This window comes from Mesorhizobium sp. M7A.F.Ca.MR.362.00.0.0, from assembly GCF_004023175.1.
Taxonomy (GTDB): domain Bacteria; phylum Pseudomonadota; class Alphaproteobacteria; order Rhizobiales; family Rhizobiaceae; genus Mesorhizobium.
The window spans coordinates 2,814-4,795 of record NZ_RZTF01000040.1; the positions used below are offsets into that span (position 1 = coordinate 2,814).

Genomic DNA, 1,982 nt, shown 5'->3' on the forward strand with positions numbered 1-1,982 from the left:
TATCAGGACATTGCTGCTCGAATGAGAAAGTTCCTTCTCGCCACGGCGATGATCGCGGCCGCAACGTCCGTCGCGACGGCGCAGCAACTCGATCTCGGCGGTATCGGCAAGGCCGACGGCACCACCGTAGGCTACATCATCCAGATGTTCGGCCTGCTGACCGTTCTGTCGGTGGCGCCAGGCCTGCTGATCATGGTGACCAGCTTCACCCGTTTCGTCATCGCCTTCTCGATCCTGCGCGCCGGAATCGGCCTGCAGTCGACACCGGCAAACCTCATCCTGATTTCGCTGTCGCTGTTCATGACCTTCTATGTCATGGCGCCGACCTTCGATCAGGCCTGGAACACCGGCGTCAAGCCGCTGATGGACAACCAGATCACCCAGACCGAAGCCTTCGACAAGATTTCGGACCCGTTCCGCACCTTCATGCTGCACAATGTGCGTGACAAGGATTTCGACCTCTTCGCCGACCTTGCCCGCGAGCGCGGACAGACCGTTTCGCGTGACACCGTCGACCTGCGCATCCTGGTGCCGGCCTTCATGATCTCGGAGATCCGGCGCGGTTTCGAGATCGGCTTCCTGATCGTGCTGCCATTCCTCGTCATCGACCTGATCGTCGCCACCATCACCATGGCGATGGGCATGATGATGCTGCCGCCGACAGTGGTGTCGCTGCCGTTCAAGATCCTGTTCTTCGTCCTGATCGACGGCTGGAACCTGCTTGTCGGCAGCTTGGTGCGCTCCTTCAACTGACCCTGCGGCGCCGGCTCGAAATCCCAGCAATATATTTTCGATTAACCGTCCGGTTTAGCCCTTTGGTAGGGACTTGCCCGCATATTCGCTCGCAGATGGCGGGTGATCGATTTTGAGAGATCATGGGCATGATGCCGCACCGTCATACCGGTAGAGCCGGTATGTAAAAAATACCTGTAAAATCAAGGTCCGAGTACCATGTCCAGCATCATGACGAACAGCGCCGCATTGACGGCCCTGCAGAGCCTCAACGCCACCAGCAAATCCCTCACCGACACCCAGGCCCGCATCTCGACCGGCTACAAGGTCTCGCAGGCTTCGGACAACGCCGCTTACTGGTCGATCGCCACCACGATGCGCTCCGACAACCAGGCAATGTCCACCGTTTCGGACGCTCTCGGCCTCGGCGCCTCTAAGGTCGACACAGCCTATACCGGCATGAGTAGCGCGATCGATACGATCAACCAGATCAAGACCAAGCTGGTCGCGTCCTACGGCCAGACGGACGCCTCCAAAGAAAAGACCCAGGTCGAAATCGCCGCCCTTCAGAACCAGTTGAAGGCCTACGCCGATGGCGCCACCTTCTCCGGCACCAACATGCTTTCGGTGTCCACTGCGACAGGCACCGCGGCCGACGTGAAGATTGTTTCGGCCTTCAACCGCGACGCGACCGGCGCGGCTTCGATCTCGACGATCGATGTCAATGTGGAAAGCATCAAGCTGTACGATGCCGGCGCGGCACCAACCGCCAAGGGTATTCTCGACACGGCCCGCCTCGGCACCACGGGCGCTGCTGTTGCCACGGCCTCGGCACCGACGTTGGGCGCTGCCGCAGCGGTTACCGACACCTATTCGGTTGCCTCGCTGACTATCTTCTCGGGTGGCACGGCCGCCAGCGATAGCCAGATCGCGCAGCAGATGAACGTCGTCGATGCCGCGCTCAAGGCCATGACCAACGCCGCCACCACGCTCGGCGCCGCCAAGAGCAGTATCGACCTGCAGAAGACCTTCACCTCGAACCTGATGGACTCCATCGATCGCGGTGTCGGCCAGCTCGTCGATGCCGACATGAACAAGGAATCGACCCGCCTCCAGGCCCTGCAGGTCCAGCAGCAGCTCGGCATCCAGGCGCTGTCGATCGCCAACGGTTCGTCGCAGTCGATCCTGTCGCTCTTCCGCGGCTAATCGCATCCGCCAACTTGCACTAAAATCGGGCCGCGCCAAAAGCG

2 protein-coding genes are annotated in these 1,982 nt (G+C 60.7%); both read left to right on the top strand.

Features of this window, described 5'->3' with window-relative positions:
* The first annotated feature begins 21 nt into the window (after nt 1-21).
* Complete coding sequence (gene fliP, locus EOC06_RS08350; RefSeq protein WP_127271437.1) at nt 22-753, top strand: flagellar type III secretion system pore protein FliP; 732 nt, start codon at nt 22-24, stop codon at nt 751-753.
* A gap of 198 nt (nt 754-951) precedes the next feature.
* A complete protein-coding gene (locus tag EOC06_RS08355; RefSeq protein WP_127271439.1) occupies nt 952-1,938 on the top strand; it encodes a flagellin in 987 nt (328 codons plus the stop codon).
* Nucleotides 1,939-1,982 lie beyond the last annotated feature (44 nt).